Consider the following 4,799-nt stretch of genomic DNA (forward strand, 5'->3'; position numbering starts at 1 on the left):
CGGGGGCACAATCCCCATCCGAGTATGACGCCGGACGCGCCTCTCACTCCCGGCGAGCTGGCTCCCGACTCGCTGGTCCGGAGTCCTCCAAGGCGGTCCCCTTGAGCTCAGGCAGGGTAAAAGCGGCCGCCGCGGCGATGATAAAGGCGATGGCGAACACGGCGAAGACAAGAACCTGCCCGCCGCCGTCAAGAAGAAGCGGTACGAGCAGCGGCGCGATGATGGACGCGAGACGCCCGAAGGCTGCCGCCTGGCCGGTGCCGGAGGCGCGAGTGGCAGTCGGGTACAGCTCGGGGCCGATCGCATACAGCGCGCCCCACGCGCCGAGGTTGAAGAACGACAGCGCCATTCCCGCGGCGATGACGGTTCCGGGGGTGTCGGCGAGTCCGAACAGGCCGGCGGCCACTGCGGAGCCGGAAAGGAAGACGGCGAGGGTCAGCCGGCGGCCCCACACCTCGATGAGCCACGCCGCCGCCGCGTAGCCGGGCAGCTGCGCGAGCGTGATGATAAGGGTGTATTCGAAAGACTTGACCAGGTCGAAGCCCTGCGCGACGAGCAGACTCGGCAGCCAGATGAACGCGCCGTAGTAGGAGAAGTTGATGCCGAACCACACGACCCACAGCGCGAGGGTGCGGCCGCGGTAGCGGCGCGACCACAGCGACTCGCGCGTTTCCTCGCCGTCGGGCGCTGCCAGCGACCCGGCGTCGACCGGGGACGTGGTCGTGGTTCGCTCGCCTTCGCGATCCCTTTCCCGCAGCTCGCGCGCCGAGGGCTTGAATCCGGGGCCGGCCGAATCCTCGAAGCGGCGCACGACTTCCTCGGCCTCCGCGTGCTTGCCGCGGGATTCGAGGAAACGTACCGACTCGGGCATGCCGAAACGGATGACCAGCGCATGGACCGCCGGGACGGAACCGAAGGCGAGCGCCCAGCGCCAGCCGTCGTCGCCAATGGGCACGATGAAATAGCCGATGAGAGCGGCGAGGATCCAACCAAGCGCCCAGAAAGCCTCGAGACCGACGACGACGCGGCCGCGGATCTTGCGCGGTGCGAATTCGCTGATCAGAGTCGAGGCGACCGGCAACTCGGCACCGAGACCGAGGCCGATGACGAAACGGAGCGCGATGAGCATCGCCAGGCCAGTGGACAGGGCCGCGGCACCGGTGGCGAGGCCGTAGACGAGGAGCGTGAGTGCAAAGACGTAGCGCCGACCGAATTTATCGGCGAGCAGCCCTCCGACGCTCGCGCCGATCGCCATCCCCACGAAGCCGATGGACCCGACGAGGCTGTTTTCCGTCGGCGTCAGCCCCCATTGCACGGTGAGCGCCGCCATCACGAAGGAGATCAGACCGACGTCCATCGCATCGAGCGCCCAACCGATCCCCGCCCCGCCGAGCATGCGGCGGTGGCGCGGCGTGAAGGGTAGCTCGTCAAGCCGCTGGGTACGGGTCCTCATGCTCGCTGACTCTAAACCTGTGTAAAGGTTTCTCACAGCTTATTGTGATGTGCACCATAGAGGACCTGGCCAGGTCGCGTTATTTCTTCGGTGCTCCTGCGATGAAGGCCAGACCGCCGACGATCGCGAGGTTCTTCACGAACTGCAGGGTCTGGTTCTTCTTCTCGCCCTCTTCCTCCTGCTCCCAGAACGCGTGGCCGGCCAGGGTCGTGGGCACGAGGGAGCCGATAAGCCCGAGCGCCGACAGGCGCGGAGCGATACCTAGCGCCATCGCCCCGCTCAGCCCGATCTGGGCGGCGCCGTTGATCTGGACGAGCTCCTTCGAACCGACCGGAAGACCGGAGAGCCCGACCTGCTCACGCCGCTTGTCGATGAGCTGCGCCAACCCGTCGGCGTTGTTGATCGCGTTCTGTGCGCCGAGGTAGAACACTGGCGCGAAGAGTGCGCGGCCGAGGAATGCGGTGGGGTTTGCCATGGGACGTCGCTTTCGTTGGAGTGAGATCTCGCAAGCGGAGAGATTGCCATGGGCATTATTACCAGTGACGTTGATGTGGCAACTAATCGTCTCTCGCGGCCGCCCCGCACGACCTCCGACCACCTCGAGCTCGCAGTCGACAGCCGTTGTGGCGTTCTTGCTTCGCCGGATCGCCATGCGCAGGTTCGATGCAGGGACCGCCCACCGGGGTTACGGTTGGACCCAGCTCCACCGAAACCGATTACCGGAGGTGATCCGAGGTGGCCGCAATTACCACGCGAGATGGCGTGACCCTGCACGTATCCGATAACGAAGCCCCTGGTCGCCCGGTCGTACTGATCCACGGCTGGCCCCTTTCCGGAGCGTCATGGGAGAACCAGATCGGCGCGCTTTCGCGCGCCGGATACCGTGTGATCACCTACGATCGGCGCGGATTCGGCCGAAGCGACAAACCGGAAGACGGCTACGACTACGACACCTTCGCCGCAGATCTAGAGGACGTGATGTCCGGCTTGGACCTCACGGACGCTACTGTCGTCGGCTTCTCGATGGGCGGCGGAGAGGTGGCGCGCTACATTGCCGACTGGGGTGAGGATCGACTTCACAGCGCTGTATTCCTATCCGCCGTTCCGCCGGCAATGCTGCATTCCGAGGACAACCCTGATGGACCGTTGACGCCGGACGCCGCGCACGAAATGCGGTCCGGACTCGAGAATGACAGAGACGCGTTCTTCGATGAGTTCATCTCGAATTTCCTCTCCGTAGACGGTGAACTCCTCGTGCCGGAAAGTGAGCGGCAGAAGGCGCTTGATATGGCGCGGCAGAGCGACCACCGGGCCGCGCTCGGGGCGATGGATGCGTTCGCCACGACGGACTTCCGTCGCGACCTCGACGCGGTCACCGTCCCGACTCTGGTCGTTCACGGCGACAGCGACGATATCGTCCCCCTCGAGGGCTCCGGCGCACGAACCGCCTCCGCCATCGAGACGGCATCCCTCACCGTCATCCCCGGCGCCGGGCACGGGCTGCTGTCCAGCCACCCGAACGAGGTCAACGAGGCGCTTCTCGCCTTTCTCGCCGGCGCCGGCGGAACCGAGCACGCTGCCGGCGCCGCCGGTCCCGCCGGTTGATCGGGCACCGCCGTGGAAACCGGGCCCGGTAGAACCTCTTCCCGGGCTAGCGCACCCAGGGAGCGAAGGGCGCGACCGGCATGCACGACACCTCTTCAGCGTGTTCCGGATCGAGCGCATTGAGCACGTGCCGCCACGCGCGCTCGCTGTACAGGGTGGCGATGTGTTCGGACATATCCTCCGCGCAGCCTTCTTGAAGGTCGATGTTCGTGACGTTATCGGCCTCCACGTAGAACTGCCTGTCGTACGGTGTGACGACCCAGTCGTAGCGAGTGACGATTGCCGTCGTCTCGACCCCCGGTTCCGCAGTCGTGCCGTCCGGGTACACCTGCTTGTCGATCTCGGAATCGAGCACCTGGTCGGTGAGACCCGCCGCAGATCCGCCGAGACTTCCGAACACGAGCGGGCCGAGAACGGGGACGAGCGAGCGCAGGAATGCGAACTCGCTCAGAGTGGTTCCGGTCGACGGGGAGATGCCCACCTTGGTGTGCACCTTTTCCGCACCGCCGAGGATCTTGAGGTAGTAGTCATGCATGATCCCGCCACCCTGGGAGTGGCCGACGAGGTCGACCTGGTCGGCGCCGGTGGCCTCGAGCACCTTGTCTACCGTGTCCGACAGCACCTCGGCACCGGCGGGAATGTCGTCGAGCGCCTGGAACATCGATCGCGACACCGGTGCGATGTTGCCGTAGTTGAAGGTGAAAATGCAGTATCCGGCATTCTTCAGCAACGGCGAGCCCGCTTGGAATGCCAGAGCCTGAGTCGTGAACGTCGGATTGACGAGCACGACCGGACGAGGATGCTCGGGGCTGGGCTTGCAGTTCCAGTCGTTGGCCCCCGGAGGTGGGGTGTCCGGCGAGATCATCGCCGAGACGCCGGCGGAGATATTGAATGGCACGGGTAGCGGTCCGCGCGTGGGGTCCTCGCCGATTTCGAGGTTGGGGTCGAACTCGGTTGGAGAAAAAAGCGAACCGGAGACCGAATCCGACAACTCGGTCGAGCCGAGCGAGTCCGAGGAACCACCCTGGTCGCCCGAGCCCGCCGAGTCGCCGGAGCCGTCCGAACCGATCGACGCGCCCGGGACACTGTGCGCGGCCGCGTTTCCGATCACCGATCCGCCTAGTGCGATCGAGCCGACCAGCGCGATGGCGATCCGCGCGGGACGAGACAGTGGCCTGCGTGACATTTTTGCACCTAGCAACTGAAATGGTTGTTCACGCAGACAATATTGTTATGTGAGCCTATTTTTATTGCTTTTCGTCGAACTTCGCTCCACCCCTACCCCCGTTATTCAGTGATCGGGAACACGCCGTTGCCAGTTTCTCGTAAGTTTCCCAGGACAGAGGGCTGATTTCTGTGAAGATGGGCAACATTTTCTTGCTACCCCTCCAGAAGCTGCTGTCCCCACCATTGCCCGGCACCAAGACCCGGCGGGCACGCGTACATGCCTGAAGAAGTGTGGGTGATGTATTCGTTGAGCGCGTCCGAGCGGGACAGCTGCCGTTGCAGCGGCACGAACTGCGCCACGGGGTCGCGCTGGAAGCAGATGAAGAACAATCCGGCATCGAGGTGCCCGAATCCATCGGATCCGTCGGTGAAGTTGTAGCCGCGCCGCAGAATCCGGGTTCCGGAATTGAGGTCCGGGTGCGCCAGCCGAACGTGTGAGTCCTCTGGGATCACCGGTTGGCGACCGGTGGTCATCGTGAAGTCGGGTTCGTCGAACTCGAAGGCCTGGCCGAGC

At 64.8% G+C, this 4,799-nt stretch carries 4 protein-coding genes and 1 pseudogene; 1 reads left to right on the forward strand and 4 read right to left on the reverse strand.

Translation table 11 applies throughout. The features are described from left to right. Positions 1–43: 43 nt before the first annotated feature. Both K8V11_RS01610 and K8V11_RS01615 read right to left on the reverse strand, forming a co-directional pair. Positions 44–1,453, reverse strand: a complete 1,410-nt coding sequence (locus K8V11_RS01610; RefSeq protein ID WP_303910463.1) for an MFS transporter — start codon at positions 1,451–1,453, stop codon at positions 44–46. Between the two features lie 79 nt (positions 1,454–1,532). Further along, positions 1,533–1,928 carry a DoxX family protein gene (locus tag K8V11_RS01615; protein WP_303910464.1) on the reverse strand — a complete coding sequence of 132 codons (396 nt, stop codon included), beginning with the start codon at positions 1,926–1,928 and terminating at the stop codon, positions 1,533–1,535. Between the two features lie 260 nt (positions 1,929–2,188). On the opposite strand from K8V11_RS01615, the gene K8V11_RS01620 reads away from it, so the two are divergent. Beyond that, positions 2,189–3,058 carry an alpha/beta fold hydrolase gene (locus K8V11_RS01620; RefSeq protein ID WP_303910465.1) on the forward strand — a complete coding sequence of 290 codons (870 nt, stop codon included), beginning with the start codon at positions 2,189–2,191 and terminating at the stop codon, positions 3,056–3,058. Positions 3,059–3,104: 46 nt separating this feature from the next. Here the strand turns inward: K8V11_RS01620 and K8V11_RS01625 are convergent, their stop codons facing one another. Continuing rightward, positions 3,105–4,244 carry a triacylglycerol lipase gene (locus tag K8V11_RS01625; RefSeq protein WP_303910466.1) on the reverse strand — a complete coding sequence of 380 codons (1,140 nt, stop codon included), beginning with the start codon at positions 4,242–4,244 and terminating at the stop codon, positions 3,105–3,107. A 194-nt stretch (positions 4,245–4,438) separates the two neighbouring features. After that, positions 4,439–4,799, reverse strand: a pseudogene (locus tag K8V11_RS01630) (Dyp-type peroxidase domain-containing protein); the annotation flags it as partial.

The sequence above is a fragment of the Dietzia timorensis genome (genome assembly GCF_020742175.1).
Lineage (GTDB): Bacteria > Actinomycetota > Actinomycetes > Mycobacteriales > Mycobacteriaceae > Dietzia > Dietzia timorensis_A.